This is a genomic window from Shewanella sp. ENK2 (assembly GCF_043568515.1).
In the GTDB taxonomy this organism is placed as follows: domain Bacteria; phylum Pseudomonadota; class Gammaproteobacteria; order Enterobacterales; family Shewanellaceae; genus Shewanella; species Shewanella japonica.
This window is the reverse complement of sequence record NZ_CP171406.1, coordinates 3,905,008-3,928,226: the sequence shown is the minus strand read 5'-3', so window position 1 is coordinate 3,928,226 and position 23,219 is coordinate 3,905,008. Positions and strand designations below refer to the sequence as shown.

Here is a 23,219-nt window from a genome sequence, read left to right as displayed (position 1 = left end):
ACGACATGTCCCTATGACTTAGCCAAAACCAATACTTGGCCAGCTTCCTTTTTAATTTCGTAAGGTGAAGCAACGAGTGCTTCATCTTCTAAACACACGCCTGTCTCTAGGCTGTAATGTTGCTTATATAATGGCGAGGCAACACAAAGCACTCCTTCCATATCGCAAATTAACCCACGGGCGAGTAGACTTACCCCTGTTGCTGGATCAACATTATCAATAGCATATAAACCATGCTTACCTAAATCAAAAATGGCAACTGCTTTGCCAGCAACCCAAGCTGCTACACCTGTTCCTTGAGGCAAAGTTGACTCATTACATACCGTTACCCAACTCATACTAGTTCCTCCACAGCTTCTTGCTCATTTTGTTCAGCAGTAATATCTTTAATCGCAATATTGCCAGCGCCAGATGATGCTATATCGACTGGGAATCGTTGTTCGCGCACACGATGGTATAGATGAGTTTCTCCCTCAGGTTTAGCTTCTGGGTTAACAAACTCATTGAAGCGAGCCAAAAACTCCGGTTTTTCAAGACTTGTTTTCCATTCACATTGATAGGCATCAACAACTCGACTCATTTGAGCATCTAATTCACTAGCAATCCCTAAACTGTCTTCAATTACTACAGATTGTAGATACTCAAGACCACCTTCTAGTGACTCCATCCACACTGAAGTACGCTGTAACTTGTCTGCCGTTTTAATATAGAACATCAATACTCTATCTATATATTGTATTAGTGTAGGCGTATCTAAATCAGTGGCAAATAAGTCACCATGACGAGGTCGCATGCCGCCGTTACCAGCCACATATAAGTTCCAGCCTTTATCAGTGGCTATCACACCTATATCTTTACTTTGCGCCTCTGCACACTCGCGAGTACACCCCGACACAGCAAACTTAATTTTGTGCGGACTACGTAACCCTTTATAGCGATTTTCTAAATCAATGGCTGTTCCAACAGAATCTTGTACGCCATATCGACACCAAGTGCTACCCACACAAGATTTAACCGTACGTAGTGACTTACCGTAGGCATGACCAGTCTCAAAGCCTGCTTCAATCAACTTCTGCCAAATGACTGGTAACTCTGATAATTTAGCACCGAACAAATCGATACGTTGTCCGCCGGTAATTTTGGTATATAAATCGTGCTCTTTGGCCACCGCACCAATCGCAATTAAGCCATCTGGAGTAATTTCACCACCTGCAATACGAGGCACCACTGAATAGGTGCCATCTTTTTGCAAGTTACCTAAATAAGCATCATTAGTATCTTGTAATTGCACATGACTGCTGTCTTGGTTAAGCACATATTTGTTTTGTAGCGATGCAAAAATGGAAGCTGCAGCGGGTTTACAAAGATCACAACCAAATGTTGATGCTTCACCTGTTGCTGAGCGTTTACCGTGCTTAGAAATTAACGTATCAAAATCTTCAATACCTTCTACCTGGCACAAGTGATATAGAGATTGTCTATCATGCTCAAAATGGTCGCAAATGCCGGTATTACACTCAACACCTTCTGCAATAAGCGCTTCATCCATGACTTGCTTCACAAGTGCAGAACAACCTCCACAACCTGAAGCTGCTCGGGTACAAGACTTGATTTCTGCAATTGTGTGATTGCCTTCTTTTACAGAACTCACAATGTCCGCTTTTGTGACTTGGTGACATGAACAGATAATTGATGTGTCTTTCAAATCTGCAGCTGACTCTTCACCTGTCATTAATAAATCAATGGCATTACCTTCAATTTCATCCTGAGATAAATAACAATCAAGCAAACGGTTATAGTCACTATTGTCGCCAACTAACACAGCTCCTTTTAAGAATTTACCCGTTTCATCTAACCAAAGCTTTTTATAAATGCCCGATTGGTTGTCCGATAATTCCACAAACTGGGCATTTTCAAAGCCACGGCTTTCACCGATTGCAGCAACGTCGACACCAAGTAATTTGAGCTTGGTACTCATGTCTGCACCAGTAAAGGCAGTTGATGATGTTGCCGTATCAGTTAAGCTAGCCACGAGACTTGCTACCGCTACACGCGCCATTTGATATCCAGGTGCCACTAAACCAAAAATGCGGTTTTGCCATAATGCACATTCACCAATAGCGTAAACATCTGCTGCTGAAGTCAAACAATTATCATCGATTGTGATACCGCCACGTTCTCCCATTTGCAATCCACTTGAACGAGCAAGTGCATCTTGAGGACGGATACCCGCAGAGAAAACAATCATGTCAGTTTCAAGAAAACTGTCATCATTAAAAGTCATACGATGCATCGCTGACTCGCCATCAATAATAGCGGTAGTGGCTTTTGAGGTATGAACGGTAACCCCTAGATCATTGATTTTACTCTTTAATAAATCACCCGCTTTATCATTTAACTGAACAGGCATTAATTGTGGGGCAAATTCAACGACATGAGTCTGCACACCAAGTGCCATCAAAGCATTAGCAGCTTCAAGGCCTAGCAGGCCACCACCAACGACGACACCCACTTTAGATTGACTAGCCGCAGCTTCAATATCTTGCAAATCTTCAATGGTACGGTAAACAACACAACGTTCTCTGTCATTACCATTAATGGGTGGTACAAAAGGATAAGAGCCTGTGGCTAACACTAAGCTGTCATAATGACTCGTGACACCATCTTCTGTAGTAATGCTTTTAGATTGTGTATCTAATTCAGTTATTCGGGTATCAAGGTGCAGCTTGATACCCCAATCTAGATAATCTTGCGCACTTGTTAACATCAGCTCATCAGCGCTGCCTGTTTCAAAGTATTTAGATAGTTGCACCCTGTCATAAGCTGGGCGTGGTTCTTCACCAAAAACCTCAACATCAAACTGCTTTTGAAGCCCTTGACTGCATAATTGCTCGATAAAATGGTGCCCGACCATACCGTTACCGATCACAACCAATTTAGGTTTTTTGTTGACCGTTGTCGGTGAATTCGACGTTCCTGTAGAATTAGCCATCGTTGGCTCCTTTTTTATTTTTGAAATCAAAAAACAAAAAGGCGCCGATCTCCGCAAGCAGAGATGGCGCCATTGCCTTTATTCCAATTTTTAAATTAAAACTTTATATACTTTGTTATTCTCATTGACTCTAAAACGGATGATAGTAAAGACGCCATTGCCTGCTATATCGTTTATCACGTTTTAAATCATTCGAGCGTTAACCAATGCGTTTGAGTTAATTTCGGTTATATTCTTTTATGATTATGTATTGCATTGACTATGCCAATTACAATGTAAATATAAGTGCATAAAAATAAAGGATTATATTTACAAAAGACTTACCAACACTAGGCTTTACTGTTCGCACCATGGGCACACGCACCAATTTGATGCACACGCTTTGCTTCAAGTTGTTGCGCCGCTAGAATGATTTCATTGGCCATTTCAGCAAAACTGATCGACTTGTCCATGGCTTGTTTCTGAATCATTTTATGTGCTTGAGCCTCTGTCACTCCCTGACGTTGTAATAATGATTTAGCCCTTGATACACGTTTTAAGTCAGTGCACTTTTCATCTAACTCTTTGACTTTCTCAAGCATAGTTGAAGCACTATTAAAGCGAATTTTAGCCAAGCCAACTAATGACTTTAATCGTTTAGGCGTCAGTTTTTCTGGTACAAATGTCACTCGCCCACACTGTAATAAACTCTTTAATAATTCTTCATCCCATGCGTACGCATTAACAATAATTGGCAGTGCCGTTACCATTAATAAACGCTCAATGAATACCTGTTGCAGTGGCGTCAAAGACTCAGTAAAAAACACCAAACAAAGAGCATTGCCTTTTATAATTTGGCGCTCTAACTGACTCAAAGAACTTGCTTCCATACACGGGTCGATACTACTCAACTCCGACATACAATCGATAAACACGTTTTCATTGGTAAATGAAGGATCTCGATATACTAAGTTAACCACGACTAAGTCCTCACTTCACGCTGCTTACTTTGATACTCTCTTGATGAAGAGTGATCGTATGCAGTTTCACAAATAGGATTAAAATCAGAATTACCAGAGATAAATTCTTGTTGAATATCATTTTGTTGTTCGTCAGCCCAGCCAACGTGTTCACTACACGTTAACTGTTGATTATTAATGCCATTTTCAGACGTATCAAATTGGTGAGCATTATGAATAGATAGCTTATTTAATTGAGCAACGTTATTTCTACATAACCAACTTTTACTTGCATATGTTAGGGCTGTGTCAATTGCTAAACTCGGTGTTGATAGCATTTTCACTAATGCGACTGTCGCAGTAATACTGGCCATAGCTTGTTGTAATTGCCCATCTGTAAGTTCGCTTTCAGCAATATCTTCCCCGTGCCAAAGTTGTGCAAGCAAATAAGCTGGCAAGTCCGACTGCCCTACTTTAGCGCCAACAAATGCTTCAAGCTGAGTAGGAAGATCAACATGGTTCAATTCAAGTGTTTGCTTATCGCCACTTGCACCAAATCTAAGCAATTTTACACTTGTACTCACTCTTGGATTGATTTCAGTTTCACCTTGTAACCCCTTAAAAATCGCAATGTCGGCATGTTGCTTTGCTAAAGTATCGCAAGCTTGCTGCTCTGCTAGTAACATTGCGACTTGTTGGTGCTGCTCATCTAAACCTGGGTGAAAATAACTACGTAAACTGAATGGTGCATTGGTAGGGTTGATACAGCGAACTGACATTTGAATTAAACTACGAAGGCCTAACTCCTGGTGCAAGCGGCGACAATCATTGAGTACAGGAACGATATCGGCAGAATTGACATAAATAATCCCTGTTTTTGCTAAATTAACTTTAGCTTGCTCTGCGGTAAAACAGCGTGGAATGTCTAACGCCGAAATAAAAGACTCTACATGTCTTCGGTGAGGAAGAGACTGGCTGTCACCATGTAAAATAATCGTTTGGCCTTTGCGCGCGATGGTTTTAGCGGCTAATAATAACCATGGTAATTGCTCTCGCTTTCCAGCATACACAGGCCAGTCTATGTCCGCATTAAGGTCTTGCCATTCTTTGCCAACAAGCTGCTTTAGCCCAGAAGCAACGCCTGCAAGCTCCTCAACTGACTCACCTCTGACTCGCATTAGCATCATTGCAGCCGCCATTTGAGTAGATGATAGCTCCCCATTAGCGAAAGCCCTAATGAGATGAGATGCCTCAGCAAAATTTAAACTTCGGCTACCTTTCACGCCTTTACCTAATGCTTTAATCAGCTTGCGGTTATCAAAGTCATCAGCATCAAGCTGTGTTTTTGAATGTTGTTCAACCATTGACGACCTCGGCCATTGATGTCGCACTGACATCAGCAAGTAAAGCAGCTAGCTCTTGCCCAACAGCAACCACTTCACCAATAATAATCAGTGTCGGGCCAGAGTCTTTAATTGTTTCAGCTTGTTCTGCCATCGTTGAGACATTGGCGTAAGTCACTAATTGATTGGGTCTGCCGCCATTTGTGATAAAAGCAACGGGTAAATCAGCTGGCGCATCAACAGCGAGTAGCCCAGCTGAAATAGCCTTGGCCTGCTCTTTACCCATATAAAATACCAGTGTCGACTCAGCTGTGAGTAATGCTTTCCAATGTGTTGGGGCTTGGTCAAACTTAGTTCCCGTCACTAAAGTGACTGAACGTGCGGTTCCTCGAAAAGTAAGCGGAATACCCGTATTCGATGCGCAACCTAATGCCGCTGTTACTCCCGGTGTAAATCGGCTTATCAGGCCATTTTTTGCTAAAAATAGCGACTCTTCAGCACCGCGACCAAAGATATGCGGATCGCCTCCTTTTAGACGAACAACTTTTTTCCTTGAAAGGCTAATTTGGCCAACAAGGAGTTAATATCATCTTGCTTATAACTAGGTTGGCCACAACGTTTTCCGACAAAGTGTCGTTCACAATCAACTGAAACGAGAGATAAAATATCACTACTTACTAGGCTGTCGTAAACTAATGCGTCAGCTTGAGAAATAATTCTAGCGGCTTTAATGGTCAACAAATCAAGTTGGCCACAACCTGCGCCAACAATCTCAACCTCACCAGCAACTAACTCGCTGCTAGTAACATTAGAAGGATTACTCCCAGCAACACTATGGTTCACTAATTGACTGATTGAATGACTCATCACGCCACCTCCTCTTGAGTTGATTTGGATTGTTTTTTATTTTTTACTGCCACAGTCTCTATTGCCATATCTTCAAGACCAAGTAGCCAAACATCACTTGCACATTGCACCACTTCACTATGGCAACTGCCGCATTGCTTGCCACAACCCAATTCTGACTGTGTCTGTTCAAGCGATTGTTCAAAATCACCTTGGCTCAATATCGCTTCATTACCACTTGTCCGTTGAGCAAACACCAAATTATCTAACGCTTGCAGCATTGAATCCTGAATTTTGGCCTCTGTGACACCAGTACATGCACAAATAAGCGGACTGTTGCCAGCTTTAATCAGTTGATGTAATCGGTTCATTAGCCCTGTATCTACTGTTTCACCGATAAGAAGGTGCATCGGCTCCAAGGCGACTTCAACTTGCTGCTTACTTAGCAATTTAAGCGACACTAGTTGCCCCTGATTCATATTGCACTGCACATGAATTACTTGCTTATTCAGTAAGCTCACCGTCCACTTTAAAGAGTAACTAGTAGACTGAAAATTAAAGCCTTTTTCCGCATCATCAAAAGCGATGTGATAACACTCACCCGCTGACAAACTTTGCTGAACATTCCAACATGTGCCGGTAAATAACGGGTCATGCGCGCCAAAGATAACCCCTTGTAATGCCAGCTCTACTTTAGTAACGGTTGTTGCTTGGCATTTAAAGCCAGGTTGCTTCGATATTGGGTCTAACTGACTATTTAGTGCTTGATTCACTCCTTTACCAAGGGAGAACTGCGAAGACCAATGCATTGACATGAAAGCCATATCGGGAGATTGATTGTCGTCGGCAACAACCCTTGCCGTAGCTTGAACACTCGACGTACTCTGTTCGCAACTTACTAGATCACGTTCAGCATCAGGCGTTGCAAAACACACTAAATCGCCATCATTTAACTCAAGCTGTTGAATTTTGATTGGATGTAACATGACAAGTGGCTCAGGAATACTCGCCCTAAGACTGGCAATGTGCCCAGTGCGAGTCATGGTATGCCACTGATCTCGACTGCGGCCACTATTGAGTAATACTTGATGTTGACCGACACTCAACTCTGACTTGAGCGGCTGTGTTGCAATAAACTGCGCTTTAGTAGAAGGCGTTGAAAATAGCCCATCTTGATATAATCGACGCTCAGTTTGTCCAAGCATAGCGGCACTTGTTACTGGCCATTGAGTTGGCGCTAACCTGTCGTATTCAGCATCAGTTAATTCACTCATGCCAGAGATATCAAATTGCTTTTCAGGAAATTGTGCTTTTACTGCTTTTGAAAGCTGAGCAAACTCTTTAAACACAGCCGCACTGTTTGAGAATGTAAATGCTGCGCTATACCCCATTCGTTTTGCGACTTCAGCGAGTGCCCACCAATCAGGTTTTGCATTGCCTTTAACGGGTATAAAGCCACGTTGACGAGTGATAACACGTTCGCTGTTAGTGACAGTGCCACACTTTTCTGACCAACCTAATGCAGGTAATAATATATCGGCTTGTTTTGCTGTTGCGGCATCTTGGGTGATATCTGATACCACCACAAATGGGCAAGCATCAAGTGCCTGCTGTACTTTTGCAGTGTTCGGTAATGAAACTAACGGGTTTGTTCCCATGATCCATACGGCTTTAATTTTGCCATCAGCCATTGCATCAAATAATTCAACTGCAGTTAACCCCTTATCTTTAGCAATGGATTCGGTTTGCCATACATCTGCTAATAACTGTCGTTCAGGAGCAGAGAATCCCATATGACAAGCAAGTTGTGTGGCAAGTCCGCCTACTTCTCGCCCGCCCATCGCATTAGGTTGACCAGTTAAAGAAAAGAAACCGCAGCCAACTTTACCAATATGACCAAGCGCGAGATGGCAATTGATGATTGCATTCGTCGTATCGGTACCTGAAGTAGACTGATTTACTCCCTGACAACTGGCTGTAATGACTTTCTCATGGGCAATAAACAACTGATAAAATTGTGTTAATTCGCTTGTCGTCAAGCCTAAAGACGATGCAAGCTGGTCAGTTTTAACAAGATCAGTTTGTGAAGATAGGGTGTGAAGTACAGCATCAAAACCTTCTGTGTGCTCATCAATGTACGCCTTATCTTGAGCCTCATTTTCAGAAATAAACTGCAATAAACCATTAAACAACAGACTGTCAGTGCCAGGCGTAATTTGTAAATGAAAATCTGCTTGAGCCGAAGTGGCCGTTTTAGCTGGGTCAACCACAATAATTTTTGTACCAGATTGCTCGCGCGCTTTAATCATTCGTTGAAATAAAACCGGGTGAGTCCAAGCGCTATTCGCCCCAACTAACACAATAACATCCGCTTGCTCAAAATCGTCATAACAGCCCGGCACAACATCTTCACCAAAGGCACGCATATGCCCACTCACTGCAGATGACATGCATAAACGTGAATTGGTATCTACATTGGCTGTACCAATAAAGCCTTTAGCAAGCTTGTTTGCAACGTAATAGTCTTCAGTTAGCAACTGACCTGATAAATAAAAAGCCACAGAGTCTGGCCCGAACTCAGCAATTGTCTTTGTAAAAGTGTCTGCAATTGTTGTTAACGCCACATCCCAGTCAATTGGCTTACCTGACTTACGTTTGGGATAACGCAGTGTATTAGGCTGAACCAAGCTTTCTAGTAAACGTTCGCCTTTAGCACATAACTGTCCTTTATTAGCTGGATGTTGCAGATCACCCTCAAGGTTATACACGGGTGCACTTGCTTTTGAGTTTTTCTGCTCATCGTTAACATGCGGCGTTACCTCTGCAAGAGGCGAAACACTAACACCACAGCCTACTCCACAATAAGCACAACTTGTTTGGATACTAGACCGGATATGAGACATGCAACTTCCTTTTACTGACAAAATTCTATGTCAATAACATCGCAAAAGTTGTGCCAATAGCCAAAGTGATGATTTTAAAGATATTTTAAATTTGAGGGTAAGGTTTCAACCAAAAACTGTTCTAGATAAGTGCATTATTTTGCACCAATTAAGCGCAAGCCATTGAAAATACAGCAATTTAAATACCTCTTTAGGGGTAGTTTAATTATAAGTATCTGAACATGCAGTGGGTTTTTGATATACAAATATCAGTCAATTTAAGGCGCTTGAATCAAAGCAAAAAAAGCACCGTCATTAACGGTGCTTTATTCATCAGTTGTTACACAGTTCAACTAGCTCAATTACTGAGCAGAACGACCATCATCATGACAACTATCACAAGTTGGTACGTCACCCACATTCATATCATGTGGCGCGTGACAATCGGCACACATTAACATGCCGTCATGCGGTGCATGGTTATCATCCATTTCAGCTAATGTGCCATGACAGCTTTGACACTGTTCAAACTCATACTCACCATCAGCAGATGGTTCACCATCAGCGTGACAGCTTTCACAGCCACCCATTTCGGCATGGAAATCAGCTAAGTTTTCATCTGACGCAAACGCGTTTGTTGACAATGTCAGTACAGCTAAAGCTACTGCAAACAAAGCCACAAGAATTTTATTGCTCACTATAATACCCTCCATTTGTGATAATAAAGAAAACGATCATCAATTAGCTTTCTTAGTTATCGGTTATCAGCACGACATTTTGACTCAATATTTTGGCTCAATACTTTGACTCTACAATAAACTTAGCTAACACTGCTTAATTTAGCAACAGTAAATACAATTACCCAAGCCTAACATTGAACCTTCTCCCTTAACATGCGTCACGCGATGTAACCACAAGATTAAAGTGGTCATCATTCTACTCGCACAATTTCAAAAAGAAAGTATTAAAAAAGGAGCCCTTGGGCTCCTTTTCGCAATCTTATTAATGTATTAGCTGTTTTTAAGTGCGCTAATGCGTTTGTCTAACGGCGGGTGACTCATTAAGAATTCAGCCATTGAACGCTTACCATTAATACCTAATGCAGCCATTTGTGCTGGCATTGCACCTGTTTCTGGCCCTGTTTTTAAACGCTCTAATGCAGCAATCATTTTATGCTTACCTGCAAGTTTAGCTGCGCCTTCATCGGCTTTAAATTCACGAATACGTGAGAAGTAAGCCACAATCATTGACGCTAAAATACCGAATAGCATGTCCATGACAAAAACTACGGCCATGTACGCAAACATACCTAAACCTTCACCATCTTCGCTGTTATTAGCAACGACGTTGTTAACAATGCCAGCAACAACACGAGCGGCAAAAATAACGAAGGTATTAACAACACCTTGAATTAAGGTCAATGTCACCATGTCGCCATTGGCAACGTGGCTAACTTCGTGCGCTAATACGCCTTCAATTTCGTCTTGAGTCATACCATAAAGTAGACCAGAACTCACCGCGACCAATGCATTGTCTTTGCTTGGGCCTGTGGCAAAAGCATTCATTTCTGGTGATTGGTAAATCGCCACTTCTGGCATTTTGATACCCGCTTGCTCAGCTTGACGGGCAACCGTTTCAACTAACCAACGTTCAGTGTTATCACGTGGTGTTGTAATGACTTCACACCCCATGGTCTTTTTAGCCATCCACTTAGAAATCGCTAAACTGATGAATGCACCACCAAAACCGAACATGGCAGCAAAAATTAATAACCCGCTCATGCTTGAGGTACTCACCCCAAGTAACGACATCACAATCGAAGCAACTAGCAAAATTGCTAAGTTGGTGCCAATCAATAACATAATACGTAACATTACAACTCCTATCTGGCACTAACGCCGCTTAAAACTTTCTAATAACGTACAACCATGTCTTCATGCATGATTGTTTAAATCTTTTGCCAATTCTACTTTTTACATTGAGCGTATGGCGATAGTTCAATGCATAATGACATAATATGTCCTATTGGGTTATTTTCAAGGTATCATCGAAAAAAATGACATAAAATGACAAGTTCTTGAAAATATCACATCAAGCCTAATCTCAGCTGAATGGTCTTCGTTAAATTATGACTTAATCGCTATCAGAGATAAGAAGAGCGCAAAGTCTAGGTAGATAAGATTAATCCAAGCTTAAATTTATCCTCCATTAATCATTTTCCATCCACTTAGGTTATGGTTTGTAATTAATCTTTGTTAATATCCAATAAATATAAGAATAACTAGCGATTAATTAAACAGTTAAGGAAATCGAAATGGCCGTAAATGCATTAATGCTCAGCAGTTCACGTGAAGGCAATACTCCCTATTTAGCCCATGCCATTGAGTTCATCAAACCGCTTACCACTCACGCAAAAAAATGGGTGTTTATTCCCTACGCTGGCGTGAGTGTCGATTATGATAAATACCTTGCAATGGTCACCGAAGGTTTAGCCCCACTGAATATTGAAGTCAGTAGCATTCATCAATACAGTGACCCAAAACAAGCGATAAAAAATGCTGATGGAATTTTAGTTGGCGGCGGTAATACTTTCCAATTATTAAACGAGTTATACCGTTACGACTTAGTGCATTTATTAAATGAGCAAGTTAGCAATGGTAAGCCATATATCGGCTGGAGTGCGGGCTCAAATATTACAGGGGTGAGTATTCGCACCACAAATGATATGCCAATTGTAGAGCCTGCTTCATTTACTGGCTTAAAATTGTTGCCATTTCAACTAAATCCGCACTACACCAACTATCAAGCACCTGGTCATAACGGTGAAACTCGAGCACAGCGATTACTTGAATTTACGATTGTCGATCCTATTACGCCAGTTATTGGTATTCAGGAAGGCACTGCCCTTTGGCGTCAAGGTGATACTCTCTCACTTGTCGGTGAAAAGGACGCATATTTATTCCATGGTAAAGAACAAGAGGTCGTCATTCCTGTTGGCAGTGATTTAAGCCATTACTTGGATTAATCCCTCATTAATACTCGGTAGGTTCTGCATAAAACCTTGCGATTGAAACATACCTAACCAAAAAAGCCTTAAATTCATATTGAATCTAAGGCTTTTTACCGCTTTAACCGCTAAGTTAACTCAGCGATTTAGAAAGTATAATTGACTTTAAGACTGAAATAACGGCCCGGTTGCGTGTAATTATCTTCTGTCACACCTAAGTTAGACATTAAAAATTTAGATTGACCAGCCACATCAGCGTAATCAATGTACTCAGTGTCAAATACGTTAAATACCCCGCCACGTAATGTCCAATTGTCACTAAGCATGACATTGGCCGTAATATCAAATACTGCGTAACCTGCTGTATTGTAAACTTCGTTAAAGCTATCACCCCAACCAGGTAAAATGTCTAAATCAGTTGTTCTATCCATATTGTCAGCAAAACGAACCGTCAAGCCAAAATCCACTTCCTTATTAGCAAGGTAAGTGTAGTAATTCATCCCGACATTACCTTTAAGCGGACTAACTGAATTTAAATAATCACCGTTTTGATCTTCACCATGGGTGTAAGCAATGTTACCCCATAGTTCAATTTCATTTGTAAACCAGTGACTAAATGACGCTTCTGCACCGTAAAGGGTAACTTCGTCATAGTTAACATATTGGTATTCCAAACGTGGGTTTGGAAACGGAGGGAAGACAAAATTTACAAATTCCCAATCAATATAGTCTTTGGCTTGTGTGTAGAATGTGGTCAATTCGTAACGTGTATCACCATGATGACCACGAACCCCTATCTCAACAGTATGGCTTGATTCTGACTCTAAATCGTAGTTTGCTTGAATCAATACAGGGAATGGCATTTTGCCATCTTTAACCTCAAGCTCACCCCATTTTTGATCAGGTGTTGGCATTTTATAACCGTACGCATACTGAGCGTATACGTTGACGTTATCGGTCATATGGTACACAAGACCTAACTTAGGTGACCAAAAACCATCGCTCATCTCTTCAAAATCAGCAGGATCACGACCAGCATCTTCAGCTTGTTGTTGATCAGGTGTATTACTGAAGTAATCGTAACGCAAGCCTAAAATAGCATTTAACTTACCATCGTAAAAAGTAATATCATCTTGAATGAAAGCACCAACTCGTAAGCTTTTAGTATCTGCAAATGAGAATGTATCCGTATCAGATGGCGACCAGCTACCATTGTCATCAATCACTTGATAATCACGAGGACGGCTCATTTCTGATTGTTCAACATCAAGGCCATAAATAATATTGTGATCGTGACCCGTTAGCGATAATGATTTAGCAAACGTACTTGCAAATCCAACACGATACTCATCAAATTGGTAATCTCTTTTCTCGGTAATGTCACGAATACCGCCTTGGGCGCCATCATAATAATCACGTTTTTCTGTTTGATCTGTTTTACCGTAATACAAAACAAAATCGACACTATCGTGGATACCACGGTCTTTAGTCGAACGAAGACGCAAAGAGGTATTTAACGCCTGTGTTTGACGGTCGTAGTCAATTGAACTTAAGTTATCTAAACTGTTTTCCCAGCGATCTAATTGCTGGTTCATGTAATCAACGGTTAACTGTAAGTTAGTGTCATCATTGAAGTGATATTTGCTTTTTACGATAAAGCTATCAGTGACAAGATCACTATCAGGCAAAGTACCATCGTAGTTTTGCTGCTCTTCACCTTCACGGCGTTGATACGTTACTAAGTTATCAAAATTACCTGCAGAAAATGCACTAGTAAAACCCACAGTGTACTCATCATTCATACCTGTGTAACCAGCATTCGCCGAGAAGTAGTAATCTTCACCACGTAAATAGTCATCAGCATCTTTAGTGGTCATTACAAGAACACCACCTAATGCATCTGAGCCATACATCGTTGATGCAGCTGCTTTTAATACTTCAACTTGTTTTAAACCTTCGACTTCTGTCAGGCCACGACCTGTACCTTCAGCACCTGGGCCTAATGGTGATGCGTATTGATTATTTACACGAACACCATCTTTAACCATCATCACACGGTTTCCGCCGATACCGCGAATAGTCACTGAGCTAGGTTTGCCTGCGCCACCTTTAACATCTACAGCGGCTTCATTTTTGAACAGCGTTGCGAAATCTGAACTCATGTTGCGAGCAATAGCTTCTTCATCAATTACAACAACTGAGCCAGCAACTTGATCTAATGTTTGCTCAACACGTGAGCCAGAGATAACAATCACTTCATGGAAGTTAGAGATAGATTGTTTAATGTCTTCTTTAGATACAACTTCATCTGTATCTGCCATAACCTGAGGGGATAATGCAGCAGCAATTGCAGCACTAATTACTTTAACTGAAAGTGGTTTCATCAACGCTATCCTTAATTAAAACTTAATAGGAATTAATCTCATCTCGAATTGCGCAGGAGTCTACCATGAAGTATTTTTCACATAGCGATCTCGATCCCAATATCCATTTATCGTGAATAAACTCATTGAGAATTTTCGCTTATGTTTCATTGATGTAAAAACTTTTCAGAATAATATTTACCAATATGAGTCAGAGCTAATTTAAAAAATAACATTTGTCACTTTTTGCATCTAACATCAGTCGTCAAAGCAACACCATCTAAGTTAAGCTTTGGGTTTACATGCCTTTAATAGCCATGAATGTTGACTCAATAATGGTGATTGAAGAGGACTAAAGTCACTTTCAGTAAAATAAGGAGTGAAATATGGAATGAGTACGTTGGCTCGCCAATATAATAGCAAAAGTATGATTCTGTATTTACTAGCATAAAACAGGTTTAGACAATGCTTACCTAAACCTGCTTTAGCAAGCATTAATCAGCGTTTTCTTGGTCAGTTATCTGGGCTAACTCTTCTTGAGTTAATACTCCTCCGCCAAGCGAGCGGTAAAGCGTAATCAGCGATAATAAGCGATCACGCTTAACTTGGCTTAAGGTTAACTCAGCACTAAATAAACTGCGCTGTGCATCCATCAAGTCCAAAGAACTTGAAACTCCATTTCGATAACGCAAAGTGGCTAAGCGAGTGTACTCTTTTGACGCTTCAACCAATTCTTGCTGTGCTTCAATCGCTAACTCTGAACGGCGAAAACTATTCATAGCGTCATTGACCTCAAAGTAAGCCTTGAGCACTGTACTTCGATAATTTAAGTGTGCTTGATTAAATGCTTCTTGTGAGATGTCATATTGCGCAGCGATACGACCGGCATTAAATATTGGCGCAGTAATGCCACCAAGTAATGACCAAGTAACACCTTGGCTATCAAATATACTGCTAAGATCATCGGTTTCAGTGCCATAACTGCCTGTTATAGTAAATTGTGGAAAAAAGGCAGTTTTCGCCACGCCGACATTCGCATTAGCGGCGATAAGTTCTTGCTCTGCCGCCTTAACATCTGGGCGCTGAGATAACATTTGAGATGGCACCCCCACAGTAAAGCTGGTCGGGAACAACTGGCGATAAGCTGTAATCTCCTGCTGAGTTTTAAGCACTAAAGGATAGTCAAACTCACCCAAGAGTATTTTTAATTGGTTAGCTTTTGCTTTACGCTCGAAATCTAAGTCAGGTAAAGTGACTTTGGCACTTTGATACTCAACTTCAGCCTGACGAACCTGTAAACCTGAAATCACACCATTTTGTTTACGAAGTCTTGCTAGATCGCGCTCTTTTAAGCGTATTTCAACGGTATTGAGAGAAATTAAATACCGCTGTTCAATATCCAACCATTCATAGTATCGAGTCGCGACATCACTAATCAGGCTAATAACCGCTAAATTTAACGCTTCTTGCGCAGATAGGAAGTTTGCATATTCAGCTTCACTGCGACGACGGTTAGCTCCCCAAACATCTAGCTCCCACGATACCGTGCCATCTAAAGTAAACTCGTTACCATGTTCAGGATCGGTATTGGTAATCGCACTATCAATAGAGCGCTCTGCATCTGCATTAATTCCAAAAGCTGGATATAAAGCTGAGTCTGTTACCGTGACTTCTCTTCGTGCAGCAATTAATCTTGAACGTACAGTTTCTAAGTCTAGATTCTGCGCAAGCGCATGACTGATAAGCACTTGTAAATCTTCATCAAGATAAAACGCTTTCCAATTAGCAAGCCCCAAATTTTCTTGAAACTCTTGTGCTAAATCATCATGATACTGAGCTGGGACTTCAATTTCAGGCCGCTGGTAGTCAGGCCCCATAGCGCAACTGGATAACAGTAACGTTACACTCGCCCCAAAAAGGATAGACAGATAACTTTTTCCTTTGACTCTAATCCCATCAACATAGCCTTGTGTCGGGGCAGATAAGCTGGAAAATTTAAGCATGATTGCCCTCCTCATTCGTGTCCGTATTTTGCACTTTTTGCACAGGATTTGACTTGGTTTCATTTGAGACTTTAGATTTAAACCAACCCACTGTCGTGACGAAAAATAACGGCACCATGACAATACCTATGGTTGTCGCAAACACCATTCCACATAAAATTGGAATAGAAATGCTTTGCCTGCTCACAGCTCCTGGACCAACAGACAGAACCAAAGGTAATACCCCAAGTATAAATGCCATTGAGGTCATTAAGATTGGTCTAAAGCGCATATTGGCAGCCTCTAACGCTGCATCAATTCGACTTTTGCCCTCTTTATGTAATTGATTCGCAAATTCCACAATTAAGATTGAGTTTTTAGCAGCCATACCAATCAAGGCGATAAAGGCCACTTGGAAAAACAAGTTACTTTCCATACCACTCACTAAGGTGCCCAGTGCCGCTCCCAACATTGCAATGGGGGCAATTAGCAGTACAGCAATCGGGATTGTCCAGCTTTCATACAGTGCTGCTAAAAACAAAAAGACAAATAACATGGCCAAGGCGACCGCAATACTCGTTTGATTTGCAGATTGTACTTCTTGGAACGTAATACCAGTCCATTCATAACTAAACTCATTTGGCAGCATTGGTTTTGCTACTCGTTCAATCGCTTTAATCACATCGCCCGAGGCATATCCTTGTGCAGGCGTAGCATTAATCGAGACACTACTGAATAAGTTATAATGGGTCACTGCCGCAGGTCCTACTGAGTATTCATATTTGGCTAACACACCAATGGGCACCATAGCGCCAGATGACGAGCGTACATAGTAATCTTTAATTTGCTCTGGAAACTGACGATATTGCTCTTCTGCCTGAACCTTCACTCGGTAGACTCTGCCAAATAAATTAAAGTCATTTACGGTAGATGAATCAGTAAATGTTTTAATCGTGCTGTAGATATCTGCCACATTCACGCCAATGGCCATCGCTTTTGCTTCATCAACAGTCAAATGCAGTTGTGGGATTGCACTTTGTAATGACAAACTAGCTTTAGCGATTTCTGGTTGAAGTTTTAATGCTTCTATCAGTTCATCTGCTGTTTCAGTTAACCCTTTAAAATTGGTACCAGATGTATCTTGCAACTCCATTTCAACACCTGAGCCGTTACCTAAGCCCGGAACAGCAGAAGGAAGATAAATATTAAAGTCCGCCTCTAAGATATCTTGAAGTGAGCCTTGAATGTCTTTCATCACTTTTTGGACTGTAGCATCTGACTCTGCTCTTTCAGCCCAAGGTTTAAGAATAACTTCAAATTGTCCATTCGCCTGATTTGAGCCTGAACGTTTATTTTCCCCTGCTAGCGTAAATGAATATGCCACCGCGGGATGAGCTAAAACATGAGATTCAGCTTTTTTAAGAACAGCTTGAGAGCGATTAACCGTTGCACCGTCAGGCAAGGACATATCAATGAAAAAGCGGCCTTGATCTTCATCAGGCATAAAACTTGACGGTAAAGACGTCATAATGAAATAAACCCCGCCAACCATCAATGCAAACAGTAAATAACTGCGTTTAGCATGCTTGGTTGTCAACGCCACCAGCGATACGTATTTGGTGGTACTCATATCAAGTTTATCGTTCATCCACTTGAAAAAACCAGAGCTCGGCTTATCGCCAGGTTTTAACAATAACGCACATAATGCAGGTGACAGTGTTAAGGCAACCACTGTAGAAATCAGCACTGCGACCGTAATCGCAACCGCAAATTCACGATACATGATCCCTGTGATTCCAGATAAAAATGAAACAGGCACAAAAACGGCAGCCAGCACAAGACTCGTAGCCACCAGCGCCCCTGATAACTCCTTCATCGCAACGCGAGTCGCCTCAACCGATGATAAGCCCTTCTCATTCATTAACCGCTCAACATTTTCAACCACCACAATGGCATCATCCACCACAATACCAATGGCCAGTACCAGCGCTAATAAACTCACCGTATTTATCGTAAAACCAAAAGCTAACATTGCTGCCAATGTGCCAATCAAGGACACAGGTACAGCAATCGCAGGAATTAAAGTGGCTCGCACATTTTGTAAGAATAAAAACACCACTAAGATAACCAGAATAAGCGCTTCTACTAGGGTTTTAACCACTTCATCAATTGAGTTTTCAATAAAGACAGACGCATCAAAAAAGACTTCCCAATTCATACCTTGAGGGAATTTTTCTGCCAGTTTCGCCATTTCTTTTTTAACGTTTTTAGTGACCTCTAGCGCATTGGCTCCTGGTAATAAATACACTTGTAAAATGGTCGCGTTAGCGCCATTTAATTGAGATTGTAATGTATAAGCAGAGGAGCCAAGTTCAATATCGGCAATATCCCGCAAGCGAACGATAGAGCCATCATTATTAGCTCTTACTATGATTTCTTTAAACTGAGGAACGCTACTCATACGGCCCGCAGCGGTAATAGGTAATGTCATACTCAGCGCATCACTATTAGGCTGAGAGCCAATAGTGCCAGCTGGCGACTCTTTGTTTTGCGCTTTTATTGCACTAATAACATCAGCAGTCGTTAACCCATAGCCTGCCATAGTGTCAGGTCGTAACCACACCCGCATTGAATAACTGCGCGAACCAGTATTACGAACACGACCGACACCTGGAATACGTTTTAATGCAGACTCAATGTTAATTGTGCCGTAGTTACTGAGGTAAATTTCGTCAAAGCGTTCATCAGTTGAGGTCAACGCAAGTTTTAATAATTCGACAGAGGCTTCTTTTGACACTGAAACGCCTTCCGTTTGCACATCAATTGGCAAACTACCTGTAGCTTGTTGAGTCGAATTTTGAACATCAACAGCAGCCAAGTCAGGATTGGTTCCAACATCAAAAGTTATTGTGACATTGGCACTTCCTGAATTAGTACTTTTTGAACTCATATAAATCATGTTAGGTAAGCCATTGAGCTCTTGCTCAAGTGGCGTGGCAACAGATTCTGCAGCGGTAGTAGACGTTGCACCGGGGTAAGATGCCGATACTTTCACCTGAGGTGGCGTAATATAAGGGTATTGGTCAATAGGCAATTGAAACATGGAAATAAGGCCAAGCAACACAATAACGATTGATATTACGCATGCATAAACGGGGCGATTAACAAAAAACTGAGCCATTATTTTTGCTCCTGTTCTTGTTCCAATATCTGTTGCTGAAGCGCTTGCTCTTTTTCAATTGCATCTTCTTTTTTAGATATTGTTCTGCAGTTAACGGCTCTGCGAGTTGGCCATGTCGAACACGATGCATGCCTTCGACAATGACTAATTCACCCGCTTTTAAGCCACTCTTAACCACTACGCCTAGTTGGCTTTGGTGTTCAATCACAATGAATCTGCGTTCGACTTTATTATTTGGTAATACCACCATGACATACACGCCTCCTTGCTCAACTTGCGTTGCTTTTTGAGGGATCACGATGGCATCTTTCATTTCATTCAACTTGATGCGCACATTGGTGTATTGGCCAGGTAGAAGCTCTCTATTGGGGTTTGGTAACTCTGCTCGCACTTCAAAAGTGCCCGTTTCAGGGTTTACTGATGGGTCAGTAAAGCGAACATTACCTAAGTATCGATATTCACTGTCATCAGGCAAGGTGATAGTGACAAAACCTTCAACCGCTTTACCTTCTGCTTCTGCTTCTTGTTGCTCAGAATAACTGGTCATGCGTCGGCGAGCATTGAGGTAATCTAATGCTGACATATTAAAAGTCACATAGATTGGATCAACCTGTTTAACACGGGTCAATAAAGATTGGCCATTACTGCCAACCAATGCCCCGATATCAACTTCAGAGCGGCTCACTAATCCTGAAATTGGTGAGGTAATTTGGGTATAACTTAACTCAAGTTCAGCTTCTTCAAGTTCTGCTTTACTTGCTGCAAGACTTGAACGAGCCTGAGACAATATCGAAATCGCATTATCAAAATCTAATTGGCTAGCAGCATCTTGCTCATACAAAGGCTTTAAACGTTCAACATCTCGTTGTGACTTATCTAAAACAGACTGCTGAGACTCCACATTCGCTTTTAAACGGTTTACCACAGCCAAATAAGGTCTATTATCAATACTGTAAAGTAAGTCGCCTTCTTTAATGGCACTCCCTTCAATAAAGCTTTTATCCTGTACAAAACCATCGACACGCGCCCTAACCTCAACATCGAGTGATGCCTTGGTTACACCGACATAATTACCGAATAAAGGCACCGTTGCCGTATCCACTTGTTCAACCACAACCAATTTTGGTGTGATAACAGGTTCTGGGGTTTCACAACCCATTAATAAGGTTACTGCTGCGAATAAAGAAAATGTCGCACGAGTTGCAGAGTTAAATTTTGCCATATCTATAACCTAAACCTTTTGTAGTGAACCGACGCTTCATTGTTTAAATTTTGTTAGTAAGATATTACTACATGTGATTGGGAAATGTTTGAAAAATCGGAGTTTTATTTAGAATTAAACATAGCAGAAAAATAGTCATCGTCTTTACTTATCGCGCTAATACCTCTGTTAAATAAAATAGAAGCGAGTCTCATTAATGACTTCGCTTTATATTAGTTAGAACCAATTAACGCTTAAGTCATATATCATCGCCAAAATTCAACCTTCTTTATTAACAGGAACAATCACGCAAACTCTTGCTCAATTGAAAAGATATCGTTGAGTTTTAGACAGGCCAAACTATGAAGTCATATTGTCGAGTAACACGCGAGCGCTCACATTGGATTTGAACATCATTTTCGTGGCTTTCACGTCATGATATAAACGCTCGTGCGCTGACAGTGAAAAGGTATCATCCCGAGTCGTATATTGGCCAATCCAATCAATTAACATCGGCAAATTAGCATCTTGCGCTTGTTTGTCGGGATATTTGTGCGGCTCCCATGGACGTCGCTTTGCATTATCAACACATTCACTAACTGGCAGGTTTAGAAAAATAGCTTCTTCAGCAAAAGGAGCGACTAATGCTAATAAGTCAGCATAGCAGCCTTCAATCACCCAATTTGTATACTTGTCTAAAAATGATTGAATATGAAGCTGAGATTGTTCGAGGGGTAATCGAGTGGGTGGATTAGATGCCTGCCACGCAATGGTGTCTAAATCTAAGTGAGAAAGCTGGTGACACTTTGCTAAGGCACAAGCCAACGTCGATTTACCTGAGCCTGAATTACCGAAAATAATAACTTTGTTCATATCTCACCCTAGAAACGGTTCAATCACATTGACGTAAAACAAAAATTAAGTGGCGTTTTGATTAACTCATAAAATAAGCTCATTCAACAGACTCATTCAATAAACTGATGAATTAAACTGACTTTATAAACTTACAATAGATTAGTGAGTGTAATAAACTTTGCTGCCTGTGCAGCACTTGGCTGACTTAAATGAGGAATATAGCCCAGAAATGGAGCCGACATTATTTGCTGTAAACTGGCTAAATTTTCTTGCTGATTAGCCATGTTAGGATCGACTTGATTCGCAACCCAACCCGCTATCTTTAACCCATCAGCCACCACAGCTTCTTGAGTTAACAATGCATGATTCAAACAGCCTAATTTCATCCCAACCACCAAAATAACTCCTAAGTCGTTGTTAGAGTGTAATCGCTTCACTGAGTCTGACAAGAATTCACCATTGCCAAGGGGTAATCGCCAACCACCCGCACCTTCAATCAAGCTAAAGTCTGCACTCAATAGCGCCGCCAAAGGTAATGACTCCACAACCCCTTGCGCGGTTAACTTGACCCCTTGCGCGTTTGCTGCAATGTGTGGCGCGATGGAAGGTTCAAATGAAACAGGATTAATCTGCGAATATTCAAGTTTAATACTGGATTGAGCGATTAACGCTAATGCGTCGCTATTTCTTAGCCCTTGGGACGTTTGTTCACAACCTGAAGCTATCGGTTTTACACCTATGGTTGAGCCATTAGCGGCATGCAGCAATGCTGAAGAAACTAATGTTTTACCACTATCAGTGTCTGTACCTGTGACAAAATAGAGCATCGCAATTCGCCTTATTTTTTAATCAAATGTAAGTAGGTAATTTGGTATGTCAGTGGAATACCTTGCTCAACTCTCAGTGATTCCGCTTTCTCAGTCAGTGCAAGCCAGTCTTGCCGGCCTCGTAAACTCACTGAGCCTTGCTTTTCTTTAGACTGAGTTTGCTGATGTGACTTAACTGACGCCCCAACTCCTTTGATGGAATACAATAAAGTGCGTAAGTCTGTAAAATATAAACTCTCACTGCAATGCTCAGCGTTTTCAATCTGGAAGTGGTGCTTATTTGCTTGAGCGACGATGTCATCAAAATGAGAAAAATCATTGTGCCCCAGCCCCAATTTGCTTAATTCAGGTAAACTGCCCGCAGACACAATACTAATTAAGCAATGAGCACCTGGCTTTAATATACGATAAAACTCACTTAGCACTGCGGGTAAGTCTTCACACCACTGCAATACTAAGTTTGAATACAAACCATTAAATTGATTGGCACTAAGCGGTAATGCTGCAGCATCGGCACATAGCGTATGGTAATCAGGAAAATCTTGCTTCACCATGGCTAACATTTCCGATGACAAATCAACCGCCATTACCTGCTTAATTTGATTTTGCTGTGGATTAACTAAAGTAAAATCAGTACCAGGACCACAGCCGATATCAACAATATCTCCAGATAAAATTTGGTACTTTAGTAATTTTTCTGCTGTTCTTCTTTGCAACACATCATGCTGTTTATAACATTTGGCCGCTTGAGAAAACTTTTCAGCTACTGGATTTTTAAAAGTCATCGATACTCTCAAATAGG

15 protein-coding genes and 1 pseudogene are annotated in these 23,219 nt (G+C 41.3%); 1 reads left to right on the top strand and 15 read right to left on the bottom strand.

Annotated features, from left to right (window positions below):
* Positions 1 to 11: 11 nt before the first annotated feature.
* From nirD to htpX, 8 genes and pseudogenes are all read right to left on the bottom strand, one after another.
* Positions 12 to 338, bottom strand: coding sequence for a nitrite reductase small subunit NirD (nirD, locus tag ACGEDC_RS17190; protein WP_055024378.1), 327 nt, complete (start codon positions 336 to 338; stop codon positions 12 to 14).
* Entirely contained in the window at positions 335 to 2,992 is a 2,658-nt protein-coding gene (gene nirB / locus ACGEDC_RS17185) for a nitrite reductase large subunit NirB (protein ID WP_394494676.1), read from the bottom strand. The genes nirD and nirB overlap by 4 nt, the downstream gene beginning before the upstream one ends.
* Before the next feature lie 329 nt (positions 2,993 to 3,321).
* The gene (locus ACGEDC_RS17180; protein WP_055024376.1) at positions 3,322 to 3,951 is read right to left on the bottom strand and encodes an ANTAR domain-containing response regulator; all 630 of its coding nucleotides are present in this window, start codon (positions 3,949 to 3,951) and stop codon (positions 3,322 to 3,324) included.
* 2 nt (positions 3,952 to 3,953) lie between these two features.
* Positions 3,954 to 5,294, bottom strand: a complete 1,341-nt coding sequence (locus ACGEDC_RS17175; RefSeq protein ID WP_394494673.1) for a glycosyl transferase — start codon at positions 5,292 to 5,294, stop codon at positions 3,954 to 3,956.
* Positions 5,287 to 6,140 (bottom strand): annotated as a pseudogene (cobA, locus tag ACGEDC_RS17170) (uroporphyrinogen-III C-methyltransferase). Before cobA ends, ACGEDC_RS17175 begins: the two are co-directional and overlap by 8 nt.
* A complete protein-coding gene (locus tag ACGEDC_RS17165; protein WP_394494671.1) occupies positions 6,140 to 9,022 on the bottom strand; it encodes a molybdopterin-dependent oxidoreductase in 2,883 nt (960 codons plus the stop codon). The pseudogene cobA and the gene ACGEDC_RS17165 overlap by 1 nt, the downstream one beginning before the upstream one ends.
* Before the next feature lie 341 nt (positions 9,023 to 9,363).
* The gene (gene cctA, locus ACGEDC_RS17160) at positions 9,364 to 9,699 is read right to left on the bottom strand and encodes a tetraheme c-type cytochrome CctA (protein WP_394494669.1); all 336 of its coding nucleotides are present in this window, start codon (positions 9,697 to 9,699) and stop codon (positions 9,364 to 9,366) included.
* Positions 9,700 to 10,011: 312 nt separating this feature from the next.
* Positions 10,012 to 10,875, bottom strand: a complete 864-nt coding sequence (htpX, locus tag ACGEDC_RS17155) for a protease HtpX (protein ID WP_055026313.1) — start codon at positions 10,873 to 10,875, stop codon at positions 10,012 to 10,014.
* Between the two features lie 440 nt (positions 10,876 to 11,315).
* On the opposite strand from htpX, the gene pepE reads away from it, so the two are divergent.
* Positions 11,316 to 12,026 carry a dipeptidase PepE gene (pepE, locus tag ACGEDC_RS17150; protein ID WP_394494666.1) on the top strand — a complete coding sequence of 237 codons (711 nt, stop codon included), beginning with the start codon at positions 11,316 to 11,318 and terminating at the stop codon, positions 12,024 to 12,026.
* 128 nt (positions 12,027 to 12,154) lie between these two features.
* On the opposite strand, the gene ACGEDC_RS17145 is transcribed toward pepE, so the two are convergent.
* The 7 genes from ACGEDC_RS17145 to ACGEDC_RS17115 all read right to left on the bottom strand — a co-directional run bounded on the left by ACGEDC_RS17145 (position 12,155) and on the right by ACGEDC_RS17115 (position 23,202).
* On the bottom strand, positions 12,155 to 14,392 hold the full coding sequence (locus ACGEDC_RS17145) for a TonB-dependent hemoglobin/transferrin/lactoferrin family receptor (protein WP_394494664.1): 2,238 nt from the start codon (positions 14,390 to 14,392) through the stop codon (positions 12,155 to 12,157).
* Positions 14,393 to 14,865: 473 nt separating this feature from the next.
* Complete coding sequence (locus ACGEDC_RS17140) at positions 14,866 to 16,374, bottom strand: efflux transporter outer membrane subunit (RefSeq protein ID WP_282167478.1); 1,509 nt, start codon at positions 16,372 to 16,374, stop codon at positions 14,866 to 14,868.
* Entirely contained in the window at positions 16,367 to 19,534 is a 3,168-nt protein-coding gene (locus ACGEDC_RS17135; RefSeq protein WP_394494662.1) for an efflux RND transporter permease subunit, read from the bottom strand. The genes ACGEDC_RS17140 and ACGEDC_RS17135 overlap by 8 nt, the downstream gene beginning before the upstream one ends.
* Positions 19,515 to 20,756, bottom strand: a complete 1,242-nt coding sequence (locus ACGEDC_RS17130; protein ID WP_394494660.1) for an efflux RND transporter periplasmic adaptor subunit — start codon at positions 20,754 to 20,756, stop codon at positions 19,515 to 19,517. The genes ACGEDC_RS17135 and ACGEDC_RS17130 overlap by 20 nt, the downstream gene beginning before the upstream one ends.
* Positions 20,757 to 21,095: 339 nt before the next feature.
* Positions 21,096 to 21,608, bottom strand: coding sequence for a shikimate kinase (locus ACGEDC_RS17125; RefSeq protein ID WP_394494658.1), 513 nt, complete (start codon positions 21,606 to 21,608; stop codon positions 21,096 to 21,098).
* A gap of 131 nt (positions 21,609 to 21,739) precedes the next feature.
* The gene (gene bioD, locus ACGEDC_RS17120; RefSeq protein WP_394494656.1) at positions 21,740 to 22,417 is read right to left on the bottom strand and encodes a dethiobiotin synthase; all 678 of its coding nucleotides are present in this window, start codon (positions 22,415 to 22,417) and stop codon (positions 21,740 to 21,742) included.
* Between the two features lie 11 nt (positions 22,418 to 22,428).
* Positions 22,429 to 23,202, bottom strand: a complete 774-nt coding sequence (locus tag ACGEDC_RS17115) for a methyltransferase domain-containing protein (RefSeq protein WP_394494654.1) — start codon at positions 23,200 to 23,202, stop codon at positions 22,429 to 22,431.
* Positions 23,203 to 23,219 lie beyond the last annotated feature (17 nt).